The 25,863-nt window shown below is 39.5% G+C and carries 32 protein-coding genes; 18 read left to right on the forward strand and 14 right to left on the reverse strand.

What is annotated here, in order from left to right:
- Positions 1-15: 15 nt before the first annotated feature.
- On the forward strand, positions 16-420 hold the full coding sequence (locus tag QYG89_RS03540; protein WP_404315603.1) for a 5-carboxymethyl-2-hydroxymuconate Delta-isomerase: 405 nt from the start codon (positions 16-18) through the stop codon (positions 418-420).
- Between the two features lie 157 nt (positions 421-577).
- On the opposite strand, the gene QYG89_RS03545 is transcribed toward QYG89_RS03540, so the two are convergent.
- On the reverse strand, positions 578-730 hold the full coding sequence (locus tag QYG89_RS03545) for a hypothetical protein (protein ID WP_404314643.1): 153 nt from the start codon (positions 728-730) through the stop codon (positions 578-580).
- Positions 731-1,053: 323 nt separating this feature from the next.
- Between QYG89_RS03545 and QYG89_RS03550 the strand changes: the two genes are divergently transcribed.
- Positions 1,054-1,479 carry a hypothetical protein gene (locus tag QYG89_RS03550; RefSeq protein ID WP_404314645.1) on the forward strand — a complete coding sequence of 142 codons (426 nt, stop codon included), beginning with the start codon at positions 1,054-1,056 and terminating at the stop codon, positions 1,477-1,479.
- Between the two features lie 55 nt (positions 1,480-1,534).
- Here the strand turns inward: QYG89_RS03550 and QYG89_RS03555 are convergent, their stop codons facing one another.
- Positions 1,535-2,509, reverse strand: coding sequence for a Rieske 2Fe-2S domain-containing protein (locus QYG89_RS03555; RefSeq protein ID WP_404314647.1), 975 nt, complete (start codon positions 2,507-2,509; stop codon positions 1,535-1,537).
- A 186-nt stretch (positions 2,510-2,695) separates the two neighbouring features.
- Between QYG89_RS03555 and QYG89_RS03560 the strand changes: the two genes are divergently transcribed.
- Entirely contained in the window at positions 2,696-4,003 is a 1,308-nt protein-coding gene (locus tag QYG89_RS03560) for a uracil-xanthine permease family protein (RefSeq protein ID WP_404314649.1), read from the forward strand.
- 141 nt (positions 4,004-4,144) lie between these two features.
- Here QYG89_RS03560 and QYG89_RS03565 read toward each other — a convergent pair whose 3' ends face one another.
- Complete coding sequence (locus tag QYG89_RS03565; protein ID WP_404314651.1) at positions 4,145-4,486, reverse strand: hypothetical protein; 342 nt, start codon at positions 4,484-4,486, stop codon at positions 4,145-4,147.
- 102 nt (positions 4,487-4,588) lie between these two features.
- Complete coding sequence (locus QYG89_RS03570; RefSeq protein ID WP_404315605.1) at positions 4,589-4,858, reverse strand: YtzC family protein; 270 nt, start codon at positions 4,856-4,858, stop codon at positions 4,589-4,591.
- A 158-nt stretch (positions 4,859-5,016) separates the two neighbouring features.
- Here QYG89_RS03570 and QYG89_RS03575 point away from each other — a divergent pair, with 158 nt between their 5' ends.
- The 6 genes from QYG89_RS03575 to QYG89_RS03600 all read left to right on the forward strand — a co-directional run bounded on the left by QYG89_RS03575 (position 5,017) and on the right by QYG89_RS03600 (position 9,837).
- The gene (locus QYG89_RS03575) at positions 5,017-5,154 is read left to right on the forward strand and encodes a small, acid-soluble spore protein L (RefSeq protein WP_404314653.1); all 138 of its coding nucleotides are present in this window, start codon (positions 5,017-5,019) and stop codon (positions 5,152-5,154) included.
- Positions 5,155-5,261: 107 nt separating this feature from the next.
- Positions 5,262-5,513 carry a hypothetical protein gene (locus QYG89_RS03580; protein WP_404314655.1) on the forward strand — a complete coding sequence of 84 codons (252 nt, stop codon included), beginning with the start codon at positions 5,262-5,264 and terminating at the stop codon, positions 5,511-5,513.
- 630 nt (positions 5,514-6,143) lie between these two features.
- Positions 6,144-6,521 (forward strand): methyl-accepting chemotaxis protein, encoded by a 378-nt coding sequence (locus tag QYG89_RS03585; RefSeq protein ID WP_404315607.1) that lies wholly within the window; start codon positions 6,144-6,146, stop codon positions 6,519-6,521.
- 190 nt (positions 6,522-6,711) lie between these two features.
- Entirely contained in the window at positions 6,712-6,999 is a 288-nt protein-coding gene (locus tag QYG89_RS03590; RefSeq protein WP_404315609.1) for a metal-sensing transcriptional repressor, read from the forward strand.
- A 122-nt stretch (positions 7,000-7,121) separates the two neighbouring features.
- The gene (copZ, locus tag QYG89_RS03595; protein ID WP_404314657.1) at positions 7,122-7,334 is read left to right on the forward strand and encodes a copper chaperone CopZ; all 213 of its coding nucleotides are present in this window, start codon (positions 7,122-7,124) and stop codon (positions 7,332-7,334) included.
- Between the two features lie 82 nt (positions 7,335-7,416).
- Entirely contained in the window at positions 7,417-9,837 is a 2,421-nt protein-coding gene (locus QYG89_RS03600; protein WP_404314659.1) for a heavy metal translocating P-type ATPase, read from the forward strand.
- Between the two features lie 43 nt (positions 9,838-9,880).
- Here QYG89_RS03600 and QYG89_RS03605 read toward each other — a convergent pair whose 3' ends face one another.
- From QYG89_RS03605 to QYG89_RS03620, 4 genes are all read right to left on the reverse strand, one after another.
- Positions 9,881-10,210, reverse strand: coding sequence for a hypothetical protein (locus QYG89_RS03605; protein WP_404314661.1), 330 nt, complete (start codon positions 10,208-10,210; stop codon positions 9,881-9,883).
- A 117-nt stretch (positions 10,211-10,327) separates the two neighbouring features.
- On the reverse strand, positions 10,328-10,717 hold the full coding sequence (locus tag QYG89_RS03610) for a thiol-disulfide oxidoreductase DCC family protein (RefSeq protein WP_404314663.1): 390 nt from the start codon (positions 10,715-10,717) through the stop codon (positions 10,328-10,330).
- A 186-nt stretch (positions 10,718-10,903) separates the two neighbouring features.
- Entirely contained in the window at positions 10,904-11,227 is a 324-nt protein-coding gene (locus tag QYG89_RS03615) for a hypothetical protein (RefSeq protein ID WP_404314665.1), read from the reverse strand.
- 138 nt (positions 11,228-11,365) lie between these two features.
- The gene (locus QYG89_RS03620) at positions 11,366-12,094 is read right to left on the reverse strand and encodes a YqcI/YcgG family protein (RefSeq protein WP_404314667.1); all 729 of its coding nucleotides are present in this window, start codon (positions 12,092-12,094) and stop codon (positions 11,366-11,368) included.
- Positions 12,095-12,285: 191 nt separating this feature from the next.
- Between QYG89_RS03620 and QYG89_RS03625 the strand changes: the two genes are divergently transcribed.
- The gene (locus QYG89_RS03625) at positions 12,286-12,921 is read left to right on the forward strand and encodes a superoxide dismutase family protein (protein ID WP_404314669.1); all 636 of its coding nucleotides are present in this window, start codon (positions 12,286-12,288) and stop codon (positions 12,919-12,921) included.
- A 228-nt stretch (positions 12,922-13,149) separates the two neighbouring features.
- Here QYG89_RS03625 and QYG89_RS03630 read toward each other — a convergent pair whose 3' ends face one another.
- The 5 genes from QYG89_RS03630 to QYG89_RS03650 all read right to left on the reverse strand — a co-directional run bounded on the left by QYG89_RS03630 (position 13,150) and on the right by QYG89_RS03650 (position 16,325).
- Positions 13,150-13,626, reverse strand: a complete 477-nt coding sequence (locus tag QYG89_RS03630; RefSeq protein ID WP_404314671.1) for a DUF2306 domain-containing protein — start codon at positions 13,624-13,626, stop codon at positions 13,150-13,152.
- A 114-nt stretch (positions 13,627-13,740) separates the two neighbouring features.
- Positions 13,741-13,941, reverse strand: a complete 201-nt coding sequence (locus QYG89_RS03635; protein ID WP_404314673.1) for a cold-shock protein — start codon at positions 13,939-13,941, stop codon at positions 13,741-13,743.
- 428 nt (positions 13,942-14,369) lie between these two features.
- Positions 14,370-14,744, reverse strand: coding sequence for a nucleotide excision repair endonuclease (locus QYG89_RS03640; RefSeq protein ID WP_404314675.1), 375 nt, complete (start codon positions 14,742-14,744; stop codon positions 14,370-14,372).
- Positions 14,745-14,929: 185 nt separating this feature from the next.
- Positions 14,930-16,108, reverse strand: coding sequence for a DHH family phosphoesterase (locus QYG89_RS03645; RefSeq protein WP_404315611.1), 1,179 nt, complete (start codon positions 16,106-16,108; stop codon positions 14,930-14,932).
- A gap of 25 nt (positions 16,109-16,133) precedes the next feature.
- Entirely contained in the window at positions 16,134-16,325 is a 192-nt protein-coding gene (locus QYG89_RS03650) for a hypothetical protein (protein WP_404314677.1), read from the reverse strand.
- 242 nt (positions 16,326-16,567) lie between these two features.
- Between QYG89_RS03650 and QYG89_RS03655 the strand changes: the two genes are divergently transcribed.
- The 6 genes from QYG89_RS03655 to QYG89_RS03680 all read left to right on the forward strand — a co-directional run bounded on the left by QYG89_RS03655 (position 16,568) and on the right by QYG89_RS03680 (position 21,404).
- Positions 16,568-17,488, forward strand: coding sequence for a cation diffusion facilitator family transporter (locus tag QYG89_RS03655; RefSeq protein ID WP_404314679.1), 921 nt, complete (start codon positions 16,568-16,570; stop codon positions 17,486-17,488).
- A gap of 162 nt (positions 17,489-17,650) precedes the next feature.
- Positions 17,651-18,190, forward strand: coding sequence for a helix-turn-helix domain-containing protein (locus QYG89_RS03660; RefSeq protein WP_404314681.1), 540 nt, complete (start codon positions 17,651-17,653; stop codon positions 18,188-18,190).
- Between the two features lie 416 nt (positions 18,191-18,606).
- Entirely contained in the window at positions 18,607-19,434 is an 828-nt protein-coding gene (locus QYG89_RS03665; RefSeq protein ID WP_404314683.1) for a basic amino acid ABC transporter substrate-binding protein, read from the forward strand.
- A gap of 69 nt (positions 19,435-19,503) precedes the next feature.
- Entirely contained in the window at positions 19,504-20,160 is a 657-nt protein-coding gene (locus QYG89_RS03670; protein ID WP_404314685.1) for an amino acid ABC transporter permease, read from the forward strand.
- Complete coding sequence (locus tag QYG89_RS03675; RefSeq protein WP_404314687.1) at positions 20,157-20,879, forward strand: amino acid ABC transporter ATP-binding protein; 723 nt, start codon at positions 20,157-20,159, stop codon at positions 20,877-20,879. Before QYG89_RS03670 ends, QYG89_RS03675 begins: the two co-directional genes overlap by 4 nt.
- A 108-nt stretch (positions 20,880-20,987) precedes the next feature.
- On the forward strand, positions 20,988-21,404 hold the full coding sequence (locus QYG89_RS03680; RefSeq protein WP_404314689.1) for a PaaI family thioesterase: 417 nt from the start codon (positions 20,988-20,990) through the stop codon (positions 21,402-21,404).
- A 201-nt stretch (positions 21,405-21,605) separates the two neighbouring features.
- On the opposite strand, the gene speD is transcribed toward QYG89_RS03680, so the two are convergent.
- Positions 21,606-22,433, reverse strand: coding sequence for an adenosylmethionine decarboxylase (gene speD, locus QYG89_RS03685; protein WP_404314691.1), 828 nt, complete (start codon positions 22,431-22,433; stop codon positions 21,606-21,608).
- A gap of 853 nt (positions 22,434-23,286) precedes the next feature.
- Between speD and QYG89_RS03690 the strand changes: the two genes are divergently transcribed.
- Positions 23,287-24,081 (forward strand): NUDIX domain-containing protein, encoded by a 795-nt coding sequence (locus QYG89_RS03690; RefSeq protein ID WP_404314693.1) that lies wholly within the window; start codon positions 23,287-23,289, stop codon positions 24,079-24,081.
- Between the two features lie 92 nt (positions 24,082-24,173).
- Positions 24,174-25,643 (forward strand): nicotinate phosphoribosyltransferase, encoded by a 1,470-nt coding sequence (locus tag QYG89_RS03695; RefSeq protein ID WP_404314695.1) that lies wholly within the window; start codon positions 24,174-24,176, stop codon positions 25,641-25,643.
- Positions 25,644-25,863 lie beyond the last annotated feature (220 nt).

Raw genomic sequence — 25,863 nt, forward strand, 5'->3', positions numbered from 1 at the left:
AGGGAGGAAGATTCCATGCCGCATTTTATTATCGAATATACAGATAACATTAAAGCGGAGGCGGACATTCCGGCTCTTCTTAAAAAAATTAATCAATCGCTGATTTCTCACGATGGTGTGTTTCCGATTGGAGGCATCCGCTCCCGTGCGATTGAACTGCATGATTACTGCGTGGCTGACGGGACAGAAGACGACGCGTTCGTCCATGCCGCGTTGAAAATCGGCGCTGGACGTCCAGAAGGTGTCAAAAAAACGGTATGCGATGAACTGTTTGATATTATGAAAGAGCATTTCTCTGACTTGTTTGCAAAACGTTATTTAGCACTGTCGATGGAATTGATCGAGTTCAGTGAGACAGGCACGTACAAACAGAACAATATTCATCAGCGTTATAAAAAATCTCTGCCAAAAAATAAATAGCATTTTATATGTAAATATAGGTGTAAAAGGTTCAAAAGCTGAAAGCTTTTGAACCTTCACTTGATAATTACGGAATTCATCTCATTCGCTATGCATGGTTTTGCCGGTCAAGTTCAGCTAATTTGTTGGCTGCTTTCAATTGTTTTAATACGATGGTTTAACGATTGTTTAAGTTGTTTTTCTTCCGATTATTTCTAATGTTATTATCTAGAAACTGTGCATCATTTTCTTGTGCAAACTCCACGTTTAAATTGTCTGTATTCAATTCTTTTTTCCGATTTTTACGATTAAAGTTTTTTTCTTTGTTCATGATGAATCCTCCCTGTAGTGTTTTTTATAGAAAAACGATCGCTTTTTCTATAAAAAGTAATTTAGAGCAGCCTTTTGTCTTTGCCAAAAGGCTTTTTGAAATATGAATGATTACAGATCATTTTCAAAGGGTGCAGTTCTTCCCGTAATGGTTATTTTGATACGATAACAAGGTAGTTATTCATAAAGATACTTTTTTGCTGAAACGGATCATGTTCCGTTTTTTTTATTTTGAAAGAACGTACTTGTTTATTGAATTCTGAATAAATGAAAACGCACATGGAAAGTCTTCTACTAAGAATGAATGTAAAGGGGGATAGAGAGATGTTTTCTTTTCGTGGGGATGTTCACAAGATGTACCTTCGGCTAAGAAAAGAATCTAAGAAGGATCCATCATTTCAGCACATGAAGGAATTAGCAGAAATTGATGAAATTCAAACTCTTTATCGCTCGATTGACAGCGGGACATTAAGAAAAATTTTTTATCGTGTGGTTAAAGAGAAGAATGGTTCGGGGACAATTCCTATCTTTGTATCGACGATTCCATGGCTTTTCTTACTATTTTCTAAACAATTACAGCAGTTTCTCTTTAATGAAGGAAGTGTGCTTTGGATTGTTTTTATTTTCATTTACATTTTTGTCATTGTGATTAGTGTGATTCTTCATTTTCATGAAAAGTCATGGGCATCTGTTCATATTGAAATCATTCAAGATATTTTAAGGGAACGAAAAGATAAAGAGTCTGAATGAATAAGGCGTTTAAAAACAAAAAAATCGGACGCATGTCCGATTTTTTTGTTGATGATTAAGATGTTCCTAAAACGACGCCGAGTTTCTTCAAGTATTGTCGATAAGCGATACTCACACGGTCACAGATAAGAGAAAGTTCAACTTGTAAATCAAGTGGAAGCTCTTCTGGTTTTTGGTTTTCAACAACTGGTTTATCTTGAGCAAAGATATCGTCTTGGAATTTAATGATCTGTTCATCTGTTAACCCTGTATCATAGTTAAAGGAAAGAATGCCATAAGCAACAGACGAATGCTCATCAACAGGGCGTACTGTCAGCATAATAGTCATTAACGTATCCTTTTCACGATCTCTTTTTGTGAATTTCACCGTTAATGGACGCATAATTTCATACGTATAATACACATATTTTGGTGTACCGGAACCATCTGGGTCAGGTTGGAAAATGGCGATTTCATCAGAGTAAATCCGGCCGTCTTCCCAATGAACAGCGTAGTCCTGAATTTCACGGTGAGTTTCTGTTCCTAAAGATCCTTCGTGAACAATTGCAAGGTGGCCGACATCAAGGAAGTTTTCTACAACCCGTGGAGGTTTAGCCTGCACGGATTGCGGTCCCCAAATGACATGATGGAAGTCTGTGCCTTCCATTTCTTCATAGCGGAATAAATCTGGTTTATTGTTGGCTAGATTCACCCAGATAAATCCATACTTCTCCATACAAGCATAAGAAGAAGCCTTTGCTTTTTGAGGGATCGCTCTTCCTTCTGGCAGCTGTGGAATTTTCACGCATTCGCCTTGAGCGTTATACTCCCAGGCATGATAAGGACAAACGAGGCAATCATTTTTCACTTCTCCAAGTGATAAAGCAGCGCCTCTATGAATGCATAAATCTTTAAAAGCATGCACGCCTTCGCTGTTTCTAAAAATGGCCAGGCGCTCTCCCATAAGAATAATTTGTACAGGTTTTTCTTTTACGTCTTCTGAACGGCAGGCTACAATCCAGTCCTGCAACAGTACGTCGTCTTGCAACATGTTGTTTTATCCCTCCGAATCAAATTCATTCCTTCATTTTAATAACAATTGTGCAATTGGTCAATAATAAACACGAATTTAAAAAATAAAAAGCAAAAAAATGTTCGCTTTTTTTGTATACAAACAAGTATTTTTTTTATATAATCCATTTGCAAATAAAAAACATAAACAAAAGGAAGGTTTATATTGGAAAATAAAGCAGGAAATAATATTATTATCGGCGTAGATGATAAGGTCAGCTATGGAAAAGCCTTTGTGCTTGGTTTACAGCATGTATTGGCGATGGATTTGTATATCGCACCGATCATCGTTGCGGGACTCCTTGCATTAAGCGCGGAAAATACTTCATTTTTTATTCAAATGTGCTTTCTAGCAACAGGTTTAGCTACATTGATTCAAACGGGTATGGGAATCAAGCTGCCTGTCGTTCAAGGCCCATCTTATGTACCAATCGGCGCTATAGCAGCCATCGGCGGGAAGCTTGGACTTGGTGCGATAGCCGGAAGTCTCATTCCGGGCGCTATTATTATTGCCATTCTTGGTTATCCGTTAAAATGGTTTGCTAAAACAGTAAGAAGAATTATTCCGCCTCTCGTTGGGGGCACGGTTATTATTATCGTAGGAATTGCCTTAATGCCAATCGGTTTAAGTAATGTTTATAACGCGCCAGGCAATATTGGCGAAAACATTCTTGTAGCGGCAGTATCCGCTGTAGTGCTAGTTATTTGTATGCTGTTTGGCCGTCAAAAACGCGGCATTGGTACGTTCTTTCGTTTAGTTTCTGTTATTATTGCAATTATTGTTGGTACGATTACGGCAAGTTTCTTCGGTGGTGTTGATTTTTCACCTGTTAAAGAAGCTAGTTGGTTTGCTTTACCATCATTGTTCCCATTCGGAAAGCCAGTATTTGATGTAAGTGCTATTATTACAATGATCCTTGTTTATTTTATTATTTTAATGGAAACGACAGGAACATGGTTTGTTGTATCTACTGTTACAGGCAAAGAGCTTGATGAAGAACGTTTAAACCGCGCTTCTTTTGGAGAAGGTCTTGGCTGTTTTGTCGGTTCGCTTTTTGGAAGTACACCGATGACTGGTTACTCATCTAACGCTGGACTTCTGGCTATTACTGGTGTAGCAAGTAGAATGGTCATTATGGCCAGTGGATTGATTCTCGTCTGCCTCGGTCTTATTCCTAAATTATCTACAGCGATTACTTGTATTCCGGAACCTGTTATTAACGGAATCTTTGGAATCGTCTGTGTAGCCATTGTCACAAACGGAATGAAAGTTATTCAGCCGATTGTGATTGATGACCGCAATATGATCGTTATCGGTATACCGATTTTATTAACGATTGCTGCATCCACTTTGCCTAAGGATGTATTGTATAGTGTTCCCGATTGGGCGAATTATATTTTATCCTCAGGAATTACAGTAGGGGCTCTAGCGACAGTCCTCTTAAATTTACTGATTCCTGAAGAAAAGCAATAGGGAATTTATAATAATTTTTAACAGAAAGAGACCGACTCCAATGAGAGTGTTTGATTCCGTACTAGTGATATATTGTATATCGTTAGCGGGATCGAACCCATTGCGAGGCAGTCTCTTTTTTGAGTGCATCCCATAGCGTCTTTAGGGAAATCTAATTGGGGTATGCAGCGTATGTTGATCTCTATACGAACGATAAGAGACGATGTTATGATCCATTGTATTTGCATCCAATTGCAAAATACGCGGACCTTTCATTTCTAAATAATAGCGAATGCCCATTGTTTCTAATTCATACAAGGTAAAATTCATGCCTAAAAAAGTTTTAGTTGCTTTTCTTGTGTCATGGTGAGTAGGGATAAAAGCTGCCAATTCTGAAACAGAGGCGGCAGGTGTGCCGGTTAACTCAAATGTTTTTTCTTTTACGTAAGCAACAGCCTGGCTGAATGTCTTTTTTGTCTGATCCATCATCTGATTGATATTCATCATTTTCTCCTTCAATAAAGTTGACCTAAATATGTCAGACCCCGCCCTCAATATATTGTTGATGCAGGGTCTGACAGCTTGTATTTGGGTCTGTCTTGGTTTTTAGTGATTCAATAAGATCATGTTGTTTTGCATTTGTTGGATCTGTAATCTCATTCGGTGAAGCTGTTCTCTTTGCTGTTCATTTGCGCTGAGAAGAAGCTTATCTAAATCATTGTAAGCTTCTTCAAGCATTAACTGGCCTTGAACAAAGTTTCCATCATTGTCATGTTCCTGCATAGAAGCTTGTTGATACTGCTGTGCTGCATACTCAAGTGCATTTCTGCATTGTTGTAAGCAATCCTCTACTGATTGTCTCGTTGCCATGTAGATCCTCTCCTTGCGACAGTTAATAAAAAACCTATCGTGGACCTTAGTTTAGCCCTTTTTAGTTCTGATTATCAAAGCCAATGTTTGAAAGCAGAGTGTAATAAATTTCCGTACTATCGCCGGCATTTTACGTAAATAGTAATAGCAGGAGGTGTCTTGTTATGAGCAAAAATAAAAACCGAGGCAACAAAGCATTCAGCGGGGTGAATCCACAAGGGTATGCAGATGGAGGAAGCAGGGATATGAGCCCGAAATCCCAGCTTGAGGATCGAGCCAAGCATAGCAATACGAAGCGATAAAAAGTGTTCCCCTTCCATAAAGGCAGGGGATTTCTTTATGTCAATATCAGGCGATGTGCATATATGAATATCCAATTGATCAAGAGCATTTGGGATGGGACAATGAGATGTCAGAGAAAGAATTGTCGAGTATTATTTACCAGGAAATATTGAGTGTTTATCCGAATGATGGAGGGAATCTGCTCCAGAAACAGCTGGCTGCTCTCATCATGCAGCAGCTACAAAAACAAAATCCGACTTATTCATACGTCTGCAACACCGTTGCACTATTTAATATTTCGAGTTTAAAGGAATACTATGGCGGCCTGCTTCGCTATACTTTTGTGATGGAATTAAAAGTAAAGGCTGGTCAGAAGTAAGCCCGATACGAATGGAAAAGCGCGGCGTCGTCATGTAGATAGACTTCGGAAGCAGGGGATAACGACTGTTACATATCTATGAAAATAGGTCTATTTGAGTGCGTCTAATTCCGTGGATTTGCCGGTTGAATCGTGTTAATATTTAATTAACTAGCAAGGGGGTAGAACGTATTGTCACATAAATTAAAAGAAATGGTGGATCATTTGCCAACTATTCAACAAAGTTATCCCGATGATACATGTTTGATCTTATCGGACAAGGAAAGCATCATTGGGTATGTACCAGGAGAGGTCATAGATTTAAAGCTAAAAGTGGGAGAAAGTATGCAAAAGTATAAAAAATCCGCCGCTTACAGGGTGTTACAAACGGGACAAAAACTCCGCGAAGAGGTCTCTGCGGACTTGCTGGGTATCCCTTATATAGCAACCTGCACCCCTATTAAGGAAAATGGTCAGGTGATTGGTGCTTTCTCGGCCGTTGTTTCTAATCAAAAGATGGCAGATTTTCGAAAAGGAGCGGAAGAGCTTGGCTCGGTTATTAACCAAATGACATCTTTTTCAGAAGAAATTGCGGCTACATCGAATGCTTCTGCCGATAAACTTCAAGAACTGTCTCAACAATCAGAGACGATGAAAAATAATATGAAGAATGTAGAAAGAGTTATTCAACAAGTGAAGGAAATTGCTTCAAGGTCTAATATTTTAGGGTTAAATGCCTCGATTGAAGCGGCTCGTTCGGGAGAATATGGAAGAGGTTTTTCGGTCGTAGCTGATGAAATACGTAAAATGGCAGCCAACAGTAATTCGGCAGCAGAAGATATTCAAAAGCAGCTGGAACTAGCCCAGCTTGAAATTTTGAAGATTCATGAATCAATCCATGAAATCGCTGCTCAAACAGAAGAACAATCAGCCAGTGCCCAAGAATTCCATACGATGGTGGAACGTATTTCTAATACGGCAGATCTTTTGAATAAGCATGGTGAAATTGATCGCACGTCTCATCGGTAACTGTTTTACGTCAAAACGACTGTCAAGGGGCAGTCGTTTTTTCTGTTATTAGGAACAATGATATTCGACGTGCATTATTCCGTTTGCTGTGATACAATTTCCTCAAAGGTTATAATACCCCCATATGGTAAATAGAGATAAACAGAAATGAAGTGAGGTGAAAGCTAGCATGACAGATCATCACGAAGAAATGAAGACGGTCACTTACAGGAACAAGATAGAAAAAGAGCAGCTCATTAATCGTTTGAAAAGGATTGAAGGCCAAGTAAGGGGAATTCAAAACATGATTGAAAACGACCGATATTGTGTAGACATTCTTGTGCAAATTTCAGCGATTAATGCAGCATTGAAAAAAGTAAGCATGGGTATGCTGGAGCGACATACGAATCATTGCGTATCAGACGCTATTAAACAGGGAGATGGCCAGGAAGCGATTGCTGAATTAATGGAAGTATTTGAACGGTTTTCCAAGTCATAAAAAAAGCAGCCTAGTTTATTTCATTTTTTAAAAGGGAATAACTATAATGAGAATATGTTGATTTTTTTACCCTACAAGGGTATAGTAAAGTGAACATAAAGAAGAATCAGGAGGCGAAAAAAATGGAACAAGTTACATTAAACGTACAAGGGATGTCTTGCGGTCATTGTGTGAACTCGATTGAAGGAAATGTTGGGCAATTAAATGGAGTCGAATCTGTTAAAGTTCATTTAGATAAAAAAACAGTAGGTGTATCATTCAACCCTGAAGTGGTTTCTATTAAGGACATTACAAATGAAATCGAAGAACAAGGGTTTGATGTCGAACAATCGTAACAAGAGATCGTGCTGAAAATAGCACGATTTCTTTTGAACGAAAATATACCCTACCCCTGTATAATGAAAAGGAGTGAGAAGAATGACTGGTACGAAAGAGGTCCAATTTCAAATAGCCGGAATGACGTGTGCGGCTTGTGCGGCGAGAATTGAAAAAGGCTTATATCGGATGGACGGGGTGGAAGAAGCAAACGTCAATCTTGCCTTAGAAAAAGCGAAGGTTACATATAACCCAGACAAAATAGATAAGCAGCAGTTTACAGAGAAAATCGAATCATTAGGATATGAAGTGATCAATGACAAAGTAGAATTCACTATTTCGGGCATGACGTGCGCTGCTTGTGCTGCAAGAATTGAAAAGCGGCTGAATAAAGTAGAAGGCGTAAATCATGCGAGTGTCAATTTTGCAGTAGAAACAGCACTTGTGAATTACAATCCCGAAGAAGTATCTGTTTCAGACATGGAAGAAGCGATTAAAAAGCTCGGTTATATACTTACCCGCAAGGAAGAGCAGTCGGGTAAAGAGGTCAATCATAAGGAGAAAGAAATTCAGCGGCAAACGAGAAAATTTATTTTTTCCGCCGTTTTATCCCTGCCGTTATTGTGGGCAATGGTTAGCCACTTTACATTTACATCATTTATTTGGGTACCGGATCTATTTTTAAATCCATGGATGCAGCTTGCTTTGGCGACGCCTGTACAGTTCATTATTGGCGGCCAATTTTATATAGGCGCTTATAAAGCGTTAAAAAATAAAAGTGCCAACATGGATGTCCTTGTCGCACTCGGTACGTCTGCAGCTTATTTTTACAGTCTTTATTTAAGTATTGGGTCGATCGGATCAGATGGACATATCGTTTCTCTTTATTTTGAAACGAGTGCTGTGTTGATTACACTCATTGTTCTCGGGAAGTTATTTGAAGCAAAGGCGAAAGGGCGTTCTTCAGAAGCGATTAAGAAATTAATGGGGCTTCAGGCGAAAGCAGCAACGGTCGTTAGAGACGAAGTCGAAATGGTTATTCCTGTTGAAGAAGTCGTTATAGATGACATTGTCTTTGTCAAACCGGGAGAAAAGGTACCAGTGGACGGTGAAATCATTGAAGGACATTCAGCTCTCGATGAATCAATGATTACAGGAGAGAGTGTGCCGGTCGATAAATCAGCAGGGGATGCTGTGATTGGTTCAACGCTGAATAAAAATGGCTTTTTGAAAATAAAAGCAACGAAAGTCGGTAAAGAGACGGCGCTTGCACAAATTATAAAGGTCGTTGAAGAAGCACAAGGTTCTAAAGCCCCCATTCAACGGCTGGCCGATCGAATGTCGGGAATCTTTGTGCCGGTTGTTGTTGGTATTGCGCTTATTACCTTTTTTATTTGGTATTTCCTTGTCGTACCTGGTGATTTTGCAGAAGCGCTTGAAAAATTGATTGCTGTTCTTGTCATTGCTTGTCCATGCGCACTTGGTCTTGCTACGCCAACATCTATTATGGCGGGATCAGGAAGGGCAGCAGAATATGGCATTTTATTTAAAGGCGGCGAGCACCTAGAAACAACTTATAGGCTGGATACGATTATTCTTGATAAGACAGGAACGGTGACAAACGGAAAGCCAGTGTTAACAGACATTATTTTAGCTGAAGGACAGCAGGAAGCCGAGTTTTTAAAGCTTGTTGGGGCAGCTGAAAGGAAATCTGAACATCCGCTGGCTGAAGCGATTGTTGAAGGCATTGGAGAAAAAGGAATGGCATTAGGATCATCAGAAACATTTGAAGCGGTGCCAGGCTTCGGTATTCGAGCGAAAGTTTCAGGGCATGATGTGCTCGTCGGTACACGCAGACTGATGGAAAAAGAGAATGTAGATGTAACCTTCTATCTAAAAGACGTAGAGGGATTAGAAAAACAAGGGAAAACAGCCATGTTAGGCGCTATTGATAACAAATTTGCCGGGATTATTGCTGTAGCTGATACGGTGAAGGAGACATCTAGGGAAGCGATTGCCCGTTTAAAAAGCATGGGGCTTGACGTGATCATGATTACTGGCGACAACAAAGAGACGGCACAGACAATCGCTAACCAAGTAGGAATTGAACATGTCATTGCTGAAGTGCTGCCCGAAGGAAAAGCGGAGGAAGTAAAGAAACTGCAGCAGGCGGGCAAGAAAACAGCAATGGTCGGGGATGGAATAAATGATGCACCGGCCTTGGCTGTCGCAGATATCGGTATGGCGATCGGCACTGGTACAGACGTAGCGATGGAAGCCGCTGATGTTACATTGATCCGCGGCGATTTAAACAGCATTGCGGATGCCATTTATATGAGCAAAATGACGATTCGCAACATTAAACAAAACTTATTTTGGGCGTTCGGCTACAATACGCTCGGCATTCCAGTCGCGGCATTCGGTTTTCTGGCTCCGTGGGTTGCTGGCGCAGCAATGGCATTAAGTTCTGTCTCTGTTGTGTTGAACGCATTAAGATTGCAGCGAATCAAATTAAAAGCCTAATTCGATCATACGTGGAACCAAAGTGAACGTACTTTGGTTCTTTTTAGTTTTTGTAACGGATGTAGTTAAAGTTTGACGTAGGAATACTTTGTTTGACGTTTCCTTTTTCGTCTTTATAGATTTCATATTCACGATAAGTTTCTATTGTGTAACCATTTACTTCTTCAACGTTTACTATTTTCTCTTCTAATTCAAAGTCGCTAGATTGATAGGGTTCTTCTTGTTCTTTTGATTCAGCCATGGCAGGTGTACTATCTTGAAAGGTCATTTTTTTGCTATCTAAAAATCCACGGGAAGAAAAATCGAAGCTGAATGCAGCAATAAGAATAACGAAAAGAAAAGTTAGCAGAAAAACATTAGGTTTACTGTTCATGACGAATCTTCCTTCCTTGTCCCAAATGAAGTTCTCATCATTATTATGCGGAATTTCGCTGTTGTATTCGTCACTGTTACACAGGATGGTTGATTTGCCTTGTGGATACGTGCCTACTTATATAAAGCGTTTCCGTACACTTGGGGATGGCAGCATACAGCTTTCTTTTTTGCCAAACCATTTGTAGCGGTTTCTTGCAATAAAGTCATATATGGTATTTCGAATCGGACGGGGAATGAGAATCAAGACGTATAACCATTTCCAGACGCCTTTCAAATGCCTGCAGATGCGGAGGGCTGCGGCTGATTTTTGATAAGCTTTGTCTTTTTCAATTAAAATCATGCTGTCTATGTCAGGCGGCACCTGATATGCTGCTAACAGCCTTTTACCTGTGTCGCTTTGCAGGGACGCAAAACGAAAGGCTTCTTCGGGATCATGTTTTATAATAAATTGTACGCTGGAATCGCAAAAGTGGCATTCGCCATCAAATAAAATAATTGGATTCATTTCAGATCCCTCCTTAACGATTAAAGTGTAACATTGTTTTTATTAGAAAGTGCACGTGAAACTTTAAAAACTACCGGACGGTGTGCTGACATAGTCTGGATAAAAAATAAAGAAGAGGTGTCCCAAAATCTTTTTAGGAAACCTCTTCTCTTTTGTCGTTCTATCTATCCTATTTACACGTCATCATCACTGCGAATGTTTTTGTATCACCTTTTCCATATCAGAAGAATTTATTCTTTGCGAAGGGAGTGATTGTTCAATTGCTTTTATTTGCATAATTGTTTCTTCGTATTCATTGAGGTCGTTATACGTCTTCTCAAAATGAATCGCTTTTTCGGGAGCGGCTAGCAGCATGTCGACATGCATCTCAACGCCGATGCCTCCCATATCTTCATCCCCAAGCGATACCCCTGATGGATAGTTTTCCTGCTGGCTAATAAATAATTGCCCGTTTTTACTTGCAGATTGAGCAAACTCAATAAACTCGCTTAAAGTTTGTGTCTGCTTCATGTGACATCACCTCATTTTACTTTACCTTATTTCATCTAAAAATAATCCTCTGCAGCAAAGAAGAACATTAGACCATATAGTGGAAAGGTTGAAGGCTTATAGTCAAAAGCAATGAAAATTTCTGATGTATTTCGTTTTTTATTTATGATGAAAGGGACATTTGCCTTCTATTGGCTGAATGTCGTCGCCGATAAAGTATTGCTTCCACTCTCGATGCTCTGGGTCTCCATAGTGGCTGATATTTGGGTGTTTCGGAAGATTGTCCCACTTTTCCACACGCGACCTTATGCTTTCGCGGGATAGAATGCCATTTGGTGTGGTTCCCTCTAGGCCTTCAAAAATTCTGCGCGGCTGGAATCCAAGAATGAGACTTTTGCCAAGGTCACGCGTTTTCCGCTGTTTGTAAGCAGGTGTATTGCCAAATACGAAAAATGGCTCTTCTGCAAAGGAAAAGGCCCATAGGTGATGGTCAGGATCTTTTGGATAATTGCCCGGCCAAGGCTTTGTGTCTGCCTCATGTAAGAACTGCAAAATGTTCCAAAAATATTCTCGATAGTAAGTAAGTGGCTTTTCTTCTTTTTCCGGTTCAACAAATAAGAAGAAGCCATGACGGATTAGGGGCTTTGTGCTGCCGAATAACGAAATGAATGCTTCTAGTGCCTGCGGCAGATGTGACCAGTCATCGTGACTAATATACGAATAACGCAGCTCCCCCTTTTTTTGAGCTGACATGCCAAACGTGCAGGGGAATGTTCGGTTTGTCACGACATTATGAAAGTTTTGATACTCTTCTATCACCCACCTTGGTACTAAATCAGGGTTAGTCATCTCTTCCTTTGTAAATAAATAGCTGTTTGTCACTGTCATTATTTTCACCTCAGCTTATTTATATGAGCGAGAAATACTGTAAATGCTGATAAATGAATAAGAGCGTGTGTCAAAGAAGAGAAATAAAAAGTTATTTAATATGAGGGATATTAATCCAAATATGTTTAAATATGAGTAAAAGCGTGTAAAGTGCTTATGTGTACATAATTTATTGTAAATGGGGGATAAGCATGAAAAAAATGTTCTTTTTTACGTTCGTGTTGGTGATGTTGTTCGTTCTTAGTGCCTGCGGCAAGGGGAACGATCAGGCAGCGAATGACACAAACAAAAACGAGGGGGCAGTAACACAGGAAACGGATACGACAACTATGGAAGAACGAGCAGATGAAATAGGAGGAGAAAAGGCAAGCACAACAGACTCATTAACGATTGATTTAAATAACAGTGACGGCAAGAAAATTGGTACAGCTAAATTGGAGCAGGCAGACACAGGGGTGTTGATTAAAGTGGAAGCTTCTGATTTACCTCCGGGTGCTCATGGTTTTCACATTCACGAGACAGGAAAATGTGACGGACCGGCCTTTGAATCAGCTGGAGGACATTTTAATCCGACAGGTGCCAGTCATGGAATGGATCATGAGAAAGGATCTCATGCTGGCGATTTGCCAAACCTTGAAGTAGGTGAAGACGGTACTGTGAAAACAGAAGTAACGGCAGAACATGTTACGTTGGTCAGTGGGGAAGAGAATTCCTTATTAGATGAAGACGGTTCTGCTCTTGTTATCCACGCAAAGCCAGATGATGGAAAGTCTCAGCCGGCAGGCGATGCTGGAGATCGCATTGCGTGCGGTGTGATTGCTCGTTAATAGTCAACAAGAGGATGTCCCAAGAATATGACTTTTAGGGGCATTCTCTTTTTTGTATGGTTTTTTAAACGTGTCTGTTGATTTCCGTCCCAGGCGCTTTGCTTTCCCTCAGGAGTCTTTGCGCCTTCCTCTACAATCAACTTAGTGGAAAATAACAGTTTGCACTTTGTTAACAAAAAAACAACAAAGTTTCTCCATTTAGGATAATGAACTTATCACTTGTTATGCTCACATCAACATGCTATTTTTTTTGCGTTTAGGAGTGTATTTGCTGCCAATTTTAATAATTATTGGAGTGCCGATGATCGTCGGCATCAGCCAAACAATAAGTATAGGCACTTCATTTAAAAGAGGGACTCGGTGGCTGTTAACGACGAGCGTAGCTGTTACGATGCCGATATAAGAACCGAGCATGCCGCCAATATGTGTACTTAGCCAATTTTTCCATTTTTTCTTCACGGAGAAATAGCCGAGTAAAGCAAGTGAAAAAGAAAAAAGGGCGATATAAAAGAGGTAGGCACTTTCTTCCCAATGAAGGATGGCCATAATGACAGCCGAGAGGAAAACAAGTGAGTAAGACCAAAAGTAAATTTGGCCAAATAGCGTATGTTTTCCTTTTTTCTTTTTAGAAAATCCAGAAAACAATCCCGTCAGCAGACAAATAACACCTGTAGCAATATGGATGGTTAATATGAATGACAACAAGTATCATCTCCTCCCAATGCGATCGCATAAAAGATTACTATAAGAAAACAAACAAAATTCCCCACTCTGAATGACAACATGAGAGTGGGGAATGAACAAGATCATTGTTAATAATTATACTCTTTGAACGTTAGCTGCTTGTAAGCCGCGTTGGCCTTGTTCTGTTTCGAAAGTAACGTCTTGACCCTCGTCTAAAGTTTTGTAACCTTCACCTTGGATAGCTGAGAAGTGAACGAATACATCGTCTCCACCTTCGCGTTCGATGAATCCAAATCCTTTTTCTGAATTAAACCATTTTACTTTACCTTGTTCCATTTACGTTTCCTCCTCGTGTGCCTAGCACATCTATGGTACTATCCTTGCTCAAATCTTTAGACGAAAAGTATTTCCACTTATTCTTCTTCTTCGAACAAAAATAATTCTTCTTAACGATAACAGACGCTGTAAAGAAAGGCAAGAAAAGGAATAGGGAACTTATCGACACTATTCGTTAAATGCCTCTTTTCGACAAATGAAACTTGTCGAAAAGAGGTTAATTAACCAATATAACGAATGTTGTTCCCGATAAATTACCGGCCGTGGTGCAGTATTTACTTGCCGCGAATTGAAAAATAATGACCAAACAACAGCGTTTATTGACAACAGTCTATAAATATAAATATGAATCGTTTGGATTGCTGCACAAAAATAAACAAGCCTGCCTGCAGTTCACAGGCGGGCTTGTTCTCATACGAACATGTAGTTTATCTAAAAAAAGCTTTGTCGATATTGTATTTTGCTTTGAGTGCATTAATGATGTACGTCTCATAGATTTCCCGCTCCATCGGGTCGTCGACATAGCAAACAGCAATTTTATATACGTCATCTCTATGCATTTTAATCGGTGAAACTGAATCTTCAAAACTTTTGCGGATTCTCATTCGCAGTTTTCTTGCCTTACCAACGAACATTAGCTCATCGTGAATATCGTAAAACATGTACACGCCGCCTTTGTCGCGGGCAATTTTATGATAGTCAATAAAGCCGTATTCTCTAGCTATTTCGGCTTCACTCGTATCTCCTTCTTGGTTTTTTTTCATAATTATAAGGTCAGGCTGTGGAATTTCAATTTTTATCATTTGTTATCGCTCCTATTCTTCCTTACAAGAGTACCATAAATGAGAAGAAAAGCCACTAGGGCTTCGGCAATTAGAGGGATTTTTACGGTTATTAAACTCCCTTGTTGAATCCCGCTGCATGCGATCGCTTTCCGAGAGCAGCGAAGAAAGCGAACGTTTATCAATAGTCTGCCTAGGTATGTTATTTATTTTTTTCTGATTAGCGCTTTCAAGTAATCGACAAAAACATCATCCTTTGCAAGGGCGGCTTCATACTGTCTTTTTAGGAACCTCTCTCCTTCTTGGAAGCTTAGGAAAGTATTCTCGAACACTTTATCCTCATGATGAATCACCCATTTCTCTTCATTGAGGCAATGAAGAAGGAAAGTGCTTCCTGATGGATCTTCATAAAGGGCACCGAATGAAGATTCTTTTACATTATAACGATTTCTTTTAGCGTCTTCACGCAATGGTGTGAGGTGAAACGTTTCGGTCACAAATTTTTTGTACGCATCTTCTGTCATTTGACATCCGGAGGCCTTCGCATGACCGCCTCCTCCATATTGACCAGCTATCTCGGATACATCAATGTGATCATGAATGGTACGGAATCCAATCCGCTTGCCGCCGATATTTAAAATTGCTATATAATCGAGATGCGGATTTTCTTTTCCGAGTTCATTTCCCAGTTCTGAATGATATGATTCTGCATAGACAACGCCAGCGAAAGATTGATTAATTTTGGCTTGTATGAGCTCTCGTCTCTTTCGGCGGATATAGCGTGAGATTTTGTCATCTTCCATATCGAGGATCTTTTCTTCAAATTCATCAAAAAAGAAACGATCATGATACTGAAGGCGGCTGATCATTTTTTCTTCAAATTCCTCTATGGAAATTAAAAAGAAGAGGGCATTTAGCCTTCGTGCCTCCTGATTGTCATTTTTCTCCCATTCCCACGTATCGTATTGTCTAACGAGTTCTACAAATTCGGCGATGGCCTGCGAAGGTTCAATTAATTTATGTTTGATAAGGTATTCATAAAATAACGAAGTTGCAGATGTTAATTTTCCCTCTTCATCTTCTACAACAACATGCCCCCAATCATATTCATTAAAATGGAGAGCGGTTTTATGATGATCGATCAGCTGCAGCTTGCCCCCGGAAAGATGGAATTCGTGAAGCCTTGTTTTATTGTCGTCATTTACGGATAAATCCGTAATCAATAAAAAAGTCTTCTTATCCCCGTTTTCCAAAAACCATTCTACTTCATAATTGAGGCTAGAGACGGAATTATAGCGGACTTGCACTTGCTTTTCAAAAGCGAGCTTCGCTAAAATACCGCATCCAACACCATCTAAATCATTATGGGTCAGCAGTTTGTACACAAATTCCACCTCGCTGTCTCTTTGTTCATTCGTTTTCGCGGACTGTATCATCGACAATAGCTCTTAAATCTTTATAAAAGAGTTCGTCACTGCAAACGATAGGCTCTTCATGGCCCTTACTCACAATTCTTTTTAATTCTCCTTCGTCCCCTTTTGCATTAATGATTTCAAAGATTTGATTCAAACCTTCAGATGTTTGTTTATCTTCATTTGTCATAGGATTCCACACTCCTTTTTGAATTTATTTTCCCCTGAAAAGGTTATTGAATCCCATTTATCTGTAGATATATGAATAGATTCTATTCCTTTATAGTAAGGAAAGATTGGATAAACTATGACTAACCGGCGGCTTTCGAGTGGAAATAAAGTATCGTATTGATTTAAAAAAGCTTGAACAACAAAGAGATGTTTGAAATAACATACACATATGAGCATATATTCATATAAAGGGGAGTTTCAATGGGTCATTCACATAGCCATAATCACAGTCATAGCCACGGGCATCATCATTCAAGCAATAATAAACAAGCATTAAAGTGGTCGTTTATGCTGATCGCTGTTTATATGGTCGTGGAAGTAGTTGCGGGAATTCTGACGAACAGTTTGGCATTATTGTCAGATGCGGGTCATATGCTGAGTGATGCAGCGGCACTTGGTCTTAGTTACTTGGCTTTAAAATTTGGTGAAAAAGGAGCCAGTTTATCCAAGACATTTGGCTATAAACGGTTTGAAATTCTAGCGGCCTTCATTAATGGACTCACTCTGCTTGTGATCTCTATTTATATTTTATGGGAAGCGTATAAAAGAATGCTGGCTCCGCCGGAAGTGATGAGCGTAGGGATGCTGATCGTTTCAATTATTGGTCTATTCGTTAATATTGCTGCTGCGTATATTTTAATGAAAGGAGACAAAGACGAGAATTTAAATGTACGCAGTGCTTTTTTACATGTTCTCGGCGATCTTCTTGGTTCAGTTGGGGCGATAGCGGCCGCATTAATGATTATGTTTTTTGGCTGGAACATGGCTGACCCGATTGCCAGTGCGATTGTTGCTATTTTAATCATTATTAGCGGTATCCGTGTTACAAAGGACTCTATTCATATTTTGATGGAAGGGGTACCTGGGCATATTAATGTGGTTGAGGTGAGAGAATCTTTACTCAATTTGCCTGGTGTCAATGATATTCATGATTTACATGTGTGGGCTATTACGTCTGATTTTCCCGCATTGAGTTGTCACATCGTTATTGATCCCGGTGTGGATGGACAATCGGTACTTAGGGAAGCACAAGAAAAGCTCCATGATCAATTTCATATTGAACATACGACCATTCAAATTGATCTTTCTGACCATTCATGCAATGGTGATCATTGTAACTAAAAGACCGGCCCAGAATAAGGTGTATTTTCGGGCCGATCTGTTTGTATTCAGAAAACAGTGGATTAAAAAAAGTTTATACGAAGGAGTCATTTGTTCAACACTTTACATTTAAGATCAATAACATTATCGTTATTGATAATGATAATAGAAAGGAATGAATCAATGATGGAAGAAACAAAAGGAGAAGTACTTCTTCATCCCGTCCGCATGAAAATTGTTCAGACGCTCGTCAATGGCCGAAGACTGACGGTTCAACAGATGAGTGAAAAGCTGCCGGATGTGCCTCAGGCATCTTTATATAGACATTTGAAAAAACTTGTGAATGCCGATTTGATTGCTGTGGCAGAAGAGAATCAAGTTCGAGGCACGATCGAAAAAGTCTATATGCTCCCGAAGGCCTTTGATGAAACGACAGCGGAGGAGTTTTTACGTTTAAGTAAGGAGGAACATGTCAGTTACTTTATTAAATTTATGGCTGCGGTGCTGGCTGATTTTGAAGGGTATGTCAATCAGCCGTCATTTGACTTCGTAAAAGATGGAGCCGGTTACCGGCAGGCTGTGTTTTATGCAAGCGATGCTGAATTTCATCACTTTGTGACGGCCATCGGGCAGGAAATGATGAAACTCATTCAAAACGAACCAGCCCCTGAACGAAGAAAAAGAACGATGTCTACCGTTATTACAACTGAGAATAGAAAATGAATATTGAGAATGCTTCATGTTGAAATGATATATGGTGTTCTACAGATTTTTTTAAGTATTTAATTGTTCGATCCCTCCTCATAAAACGCTCGTTTTAATGCACATTATAAATGGGTAAAGAAGATGGATGAATAACGCGTATGGGGAAATAGGCAATAAGAGAACTACTACTTGTATCTTAAGTGGATGATTATAGTTCATCTCTTTTTTTCCTGAAGAGGAAAAGCGTAAAAAATAACCGAAAGAACTTGCGCATTTTCGTTATAGTATTATAATTAATGAGGAGTGAATAGAAATACAATATTCCTTTTAAATATAAATTTTAGAAATAAAAAAACATTGAAAATTATTATTGTGCAAGCTATTATTTTGTCAGGTGATAAAGAGTTTGTAAAATAATCAGAGGAGTTGATAACATGAAGATTTCAATTAAAAAGTCCTTTTTAACACTGGCGGCAGGATGCGCACTCGTATTGTCTGCATGTGGAGGAGGACAAGAAGATTCAGCTGGGAAACAAACATCAGAAGAGAAGAAAGTGTTACAAGTAGGAACAGAAGCAACGTTTGCGCCGTTTGAATTTATGGATAAAGGCAAAGTGAGCGGCTTCGATGTCGATCTTTTAAATGCAGCAGCGGATGAGGCAGGCTATCAAGTAAATATTGAAAATACCGGTTGGGATGCTATGTTTGCTGGATTGCAAAGCAAACAGCTTGATATTGGTATGGCCGGTGTCACAATTAATGACGAACGGAAGAAATCCTATGATTTTTCTGTTCCTTATTTTGAATCAATCAGTATGATGGCATTTAAAGAAGGAACAGATATTAAAAATGCTCAGGATTTAAAAGGTAAGAAAATCGGTGTTCAAAATGGAACAACGGGCCAGTTTTCCGCAGAATCGGTCGTTGGAAAAAATTCTCCGTCTATTTCTAAATACGAAACAGCGGCACTGATGTTCCAGGCTTTACAAAGCGGTGACGTACAAGTGGCTGTGACTGATATTGCTGTTGCTCTTGAATACGTGAAAAACAATCCGGACAGCGGTGTGAAAACAGTCAGCGATGATCAGCAGTTCAAACCAGAGTATTACGGTATTGTTTTCCCGAAAGGAAGTCAATATAAGGCGGACTTTGATAAAGCACTGAATGAACTATATAGTAACGGAAAATATGCTGAAATTTACAAAAAATGGTTTGGGAAAGAGCCCGATGTAGATTCATTAAAAGAAGCGGCCAAACAGTAAGGGAGAATGGCTGTCCACTTTAGGCTTATGGCTGTGGACAGCTTTTTTCTTGGAAAGGGGGAAGTGTAAATGGATTTTCGTACAGATATTATCGTAGAGTATATGCCATTATTTATTAAAGGAACTCTCTTAACATTAGGATTATCGTTTGCTGGAATTTTGATTGGTCTCATTCTTGGTCTGTTTATCGGATTGGGTAAAATGTCAACAAACAAATGGATTCGCTTTCCATTTGTCTGGTACGTAAACTTTTTCCGTGGAACTCCGCTTCTTGTGCAAATTTTACTCATTCATTTTGGTGTCGTTCCGTTGTTTATATCTCCATCTAATCCGATCGTCTCCGCTATTATCGCACTTTCGTTAAATGCTTCTGCGTACATTGCGGAAATTTTCCGCGCCGGCATTCAATCGATTGACAAGGGGCAGATGGAAGCAGCCCGTTCACTTGGTATGACCCACGTTCAGGCAATGAAGCTTGTTATTGTGCCGCAAGCAGTGAAACGGATGATTCCACCACTTGGTAATGAATTCATCGTATTATTAAAAGATTCATCGCTTGCTGCTATTATCGCTGCGCCTGAGCTTATGTATTGGGGACGCGCGGCGCAGGGACAGTATATTAGAGTATGGGAGCCGTACATTACGGTAGCGGCCATTTACCTCGTGTTAACACTGTCGCTGACCTATTTAATGAATTACATCGAAAGGAGAATGAACACAGAATGATCTCCGTTAAACATTTGAAAAAATCATTTGGTGACAATGAAGTGCTGAAAGATATTTCTCTCGATGTGAAACCGCAGGAAGTGGTTGTAATTATCGGTCCATCCGGTTCTGGTAAATCAACGTTTATCCGCTGTCTGAATCTGCTAGAATCAGTCACTGGCGGACAGGTGTATGTAACTGGTAAAGATTTAACCGATAAAAAAACAAATATCAATGAAATTCGCAAAGAGGTCGGCATGGTGTTTCAGCATTTTAATTTGTTCCCGCATAAAACGATTCTGCAAAATGTGACACTTGCTCCGATGAACGTAAAGGGAATGAAAAAGGAAGAAGCGGAACAAAAAGCAATGGCTCTTCTTAAAAAAGTAGGGCTCGCCGAGAAAGCTTTCGCATATCCTGATTCTTTATCCGGCGGTCAAAAACAGCGGGTTGCTATTGCCCGCGCACTGGCCATGGAGCCGAAAGTCATGCTGTTTGATGAACCGACATCTGCTCTTGACCCTGAAATGGTTGGCGAAGTACTTGAAGTAATGAAGCAGCTGGCAAAAGATGGGATGACGATGATTGTTGTCACACACGAAATGGGCTTTGCCCGTGAAGTAGGTGACCGTGTCATTTTTATGGATAACGGCTACATTATCGAAGAGAATGAGCCGGCCGAGCTGTTCTCCAATCCGCAGCATGAACGTACAAAAGCATTTTTAAGCAAAGTACTGTAAAAAAGTGTCCTCTAAGGATGCTTTTTTTTGTATTCTCATACTTGGAAAGGTAAGGTAGGATAAGGGTGGAAAAAACATATTAGAAGATTAAACGAAGGGGATGGCAGCATGCAGCTTGAGGATATTGTGCAAGAGTTTAAGGAGTGTCCATTTCTTCATCATCTTGGTTTGGACATTCTCCGATTTGAAGAAGGAAACGTCAAAATTAAACTGGACGTGAAAAAGTATTTACTAAATACGAACAACACAATGCATGGCGGGGTGTACGCTTCTGTCCTTGATTTCATTCAAAGTATGCAATTGAGGTCAGTCACGAAGACGCGGTGTGTGACGACTAATTTAGCGATTCATTATATAGCTCCAGTGACGTGTGGAGAGCTCTTTGCTGAGGCAGAGATTCTTTCCAGAGGATACAAGACGGCCTTTGTGGAAGGAACAATAAAGGATAAAGATGGGAAACTGTTAGCAAAGGGAACAGGGACATTTAAGTTGATTCGACCTTCCGGTATGTATGAGAAAAGCTAGCAGTGGCAGTCCGCATGATGCCCTCTTTAAAAGAAGCAGATTACTATAAAACAGTTATTGTTTTCCGAAGAGAAAGCTATGTTATGAAATGTTGCTGATTTTCAGAGCTGTTTTATAAGCGTTGCAAATTTTTGTGTTAAACAGCCCCGAAAATCATTTTATCATCCTGCAGCTGAGGAGAAACAGCGGCTTATTTTTTGCTTAATCCAGCACCCCTTTTGCTTGCCGGATGTTTTGTCCATAAAAGATTTCATCCATTTCAATTTTTAGTTTTTCTGTGATTTCTTTTATTTCATCCGGAGACAGCTCATCCGTCGTATGCCCAAATAAGTAATTATCCAGGTCAAACTCTCGCAGTTTGCATTTCGTATGAAAAATGTTTTGCTGATATACATTTACATCAATCATGTCATATTGCTGTTTGACTTCGTCTGGAATATAGTTTTGAATCGAGTTAATGTCATGATCGATAAAAAGTTTATATCCGCTCGTATCCCTTGTGAATCCCCTTACTCGATAATCAATGGTCATAATATCTGTGTCGAAAGAATGAATTAAATAATTCAATGCTTTCAGTGGAGAGATCTCGCCGCAAGTAGAGACGTCAATATCTGCTCGAAATGTACTGATGCCTTCGTGTGGATGAAACTCAGGATACGTATGAACGGTAATATGGCTTTTGTCGAGATGCATAACAACAGAATCAGGAAGCGGTCCCGGCGATTCATCAAGTGATTCCGCTGACACTTCCACAATCGGTCCTTCTGATACGAGAAGTGTGACGCTGGCTCCTTGGGGAATATAATCTTGCTTTGCGACATTTAATACGTGAGCCCCAATCATATCTGCGACTGTTTTTAAAATATTCGTCAACCGGTCGGCGTTATACTGCTCATCAATGTACTCGATATAAGCTGTCCGTTCTTCCTCTGTTGTTGTGTAGCAGATGTCATACATATTAAAACTGAGTGTTTTCGTTAAATTATTAAATCCATGTAATTCAATCCGCTGCTCATTTGTAAGTGTCATAAGTAATAAGCTCCTTACTGAAATAATGTTTAAAGGCAAATTTTTTAGGCTATTATGAAAATAAATGATAGATAATTTTAATTTACCCTTTTCAGATGAAAAAAAACAGAGGGATTATTTCAGATAGTGAATATCGTTGGTATTTACTAGGAACGTTGAATGGTGAAATGAAGAGTAGATGTTAGATTTAGCTGTACTTGTCGAATCTATGCAGGAGCACTGAATATAGAACATGTTGGTCATATACACAGTGTTTCAAATCCTAATTTTTTCTTTTAGTTAGAAGATTTTGAATTTTTTGCGGATTTTCGTCAATTTTTGTGGAACGAATTTTGTTTTATTTTTGATGAAAAACAGTAATTATAGAATAAGAGGATAAAATAGCGATGAAGCAGCAAACGATCGAACATGGACAAGTCAAACATTTCATCATTTCATATAAAGGTGGGATTCAGCATGAAAATAAAAGTGAAAAGCTGGAGAATGTTAACGGTTCAAGATAAATTATCAATATTAAGAGCGATCAGTCAACGCCCAAAAATAAAAAAAGGTGCATAATGATGGAAATAGAGGCATAGAGGCCTCGTTTTTTTTGTCTTTTTTTACAATGATATGTTAAATGACCGCGTGAATAAAACGATTTTTGACTCATTTCGTCCGAAACGGAGTCTTTTGCTAGATTTCATGGAGACAGAGCTCATTTAATACGAGCAAAAACATCAGCATTTTCTGTTCTAATTCTTTTACACAAACTGAATAAAGGTTGTTTCTATCCATTCTTTTATGTATATTTTGATTAACGATTTATTAATCATTAATACTTTGCGGATAATAACTGAGGTGAAAATAGACGTTGAATCAATTTATATCCCACAAAGAAGCGTTAAAGGAGTATGATAGTAAACAGTATCGTACACCTGATGGATACACAAGTGATATTGTTATTTTTACGATTAAGCAGGATGAGGGTGCACCATTCGACACCTCGCTTCAATTGCTGCTTATTAAGAGAGCTTTGAAGAACAGTGAAGGAAAGCCGAACATTGAAGGCGGCAAGTGGGCATTACCGGGAGGATTTGTTGGACCGGATGAAACAGCACTTGAAGCGGCGATGAGAGAGTTAGAAGAGGAAACGGGTTTAAGCGGTATTCATTTAAAGCATTATGCGGTGTATGATAAGGACGGCCGTGACCCGCGGGGATGGCTGATTTCCAATGCTCATTATGCAGCGGTGCCGGAACATTTGTTAGCGGACAGAAGAGCAGGCGATGATGCAATGGATATTCAATTATTTAACATTCAAGAAGCGCTTGAGCTGGCGCTTGCTTTTGATCATAAACTCATTATTAAGGATGCATTAAAGAAAATTCAGCTCGAAATGCTGCAAACAACACTTGCAAAAGAATTCCTTCCTGCCGAATTTACATTATCGGAACTTCGTCATATTGTTTTATGTGTATCGGGAGAGCTTGTAGAAGAAGTGGTAAAATCCGAGCCGTTTTTTTGGCGCAAAGCACCGAAACTCCCATTTCTAGAGAAAGTACTTGATGAAGATGGGAAACCTAAAACAACACAGAGGAATTCTAAGTTTAAAACGACATTGTATCGATTCAATGAATATAGCCCCATTAAGAGCATTTATAAGTGAAAAACATCACATAAAAGATGGACTAAATAGACCGCTGCGGCATTTTGAGATTGTTTAGCAGCAAGAGCGATTGAATTGTGGAGGGAACGAACATGGATAAACGTTTTGAAGTCGATGGATTGGCTTTACATACAGATTTATATCAAATCAATATGGCTGAAACTTACTGGAAGGATGGCATTCACGGAAAGAAAGCTGTGTTTGAATTGTATTTTAGGAAGATTCCGTTTGGTAACGGGTATGCCATTTTTGCAGGGTTAGAAAGAATCATAGATTATTTAAAGAATTTCAAATTTTCAGCGAGTGATATTGACTATTTGCGTGATGAGTTAGGCTATGGAGAAGAATTCCTTGCTTATTTGAAAGAAATGACATTCACCGGCACAGTCAAAGCGATGCGCGAAGGAGAAATGGTGTTTGGAAACGAGCCAATCCTGAGAGTAGAAGCTCCGCTTGCTGAGGCGCAAATTATTGAAACGGCTTTGCTGAATATCGTTAATTATCAGACGTTGATCGCAACGAAAGCTTCCCGGATTAAACAAGTGGTTGGTGAAGAAACAGCCATGGAATTTGGCAGCCGCCGGGCTCATGAACTTGATGCTGCTATTTGGGGAACGAGAGCCGCTTATATCGGCGGCTTTGACAGTACGAGCAACGTTAGAGCTGGAAAATTATTTGGCATCCCGGTTTCTGGCACACATGCCCATTCACTTGTTCAGACGTATCGAGATGAATATACGGCATTTCACAAATATGCTGAGCGCCATAAAGACTGTGTGTTTTTAGTGGATACGTATGACACGTTAAAATCAGGTGTACCAACGGCCATTAAAGTAGCACAAGAACTAGGGGACCGCATTAATTTTGTAGGGATTCGTTTAGATAGCGGCGATTTAGCTTATTTATCAAAAGAAGCAAGAAAAATGCTTGATGCTGCCGGTTTTCACCATACAAAAATTATTGCATCTAATGATTTAGACGAGTACACTATCATGAGCTTAAAAACAGAAGGAGCCAAAATTGATGGCTGGGGAATTGGTACGAAGCTGATCACAGCTTTTGATCAGGCAGCTTTAGGGGCTGTATATAAGCTCGTTTCCATTGAAAATGAAGAAGGAATCATGGAAGATACGATTAAAATTTCCGGAAACCCGGAAAAAGTGACAACCCCTGGTCTAAAGCGTCTATATCGAATTATTAACAAGCAAAATGGCAAGTCGGAAGGCGATTATTTAGCGATGGAATATGAAAATCCAGCGGAAGAAGAACGACTGAAAATGTTTCACCCGGTGCATACGTTCATCAGCAAGTTTGTAACGAACTTTGAAGTAAGAGAACTGCATGAATATATCTTTAAGGAAGGGCAGCTGGTGTACGTTCAGCCGGACATCAAGGAAATCCAAGCATTTGCCAAAGAAAATCTACAGCTGCTGTGGGAAGAGAATAAGCGGTCGCTTAATCCTGAAGAATACCCTGTTGATTTAAGCCAGGCCTGCTGGGATAATAAAATGAAAAATATCGCAGAAGTACGAAAAAAAGTGAAAATGACTGGCTATCAATGAATGAAAACTAGACAAGAAAGGTTAACTCAAAACCAAGAAGGAGTTGAGTTAACCTCTTTTTTTAAAGTTGTGTTAATCGTTATTATTGATTTTGCCCTTTGTCGATTGGAGTGGAAATCAGCAGGGGAGTTTAACATAGCCTTTTAAATAGGAGAAAACAATGTCAAATTTACAATTTTGATATAAAATAAAAATGAATGGAAATTTTTAAGTGTACGAC

Origin of the sequence: Bacillus lumedeiriae (assembly GCF_044891285.1) — a bacterium.
GTDB lineage: Bacteria > Bacillota > Bacilli > Bacillales > Domibacillaceae > Pseudobacillus > Pseudobacillus lumedeiriae.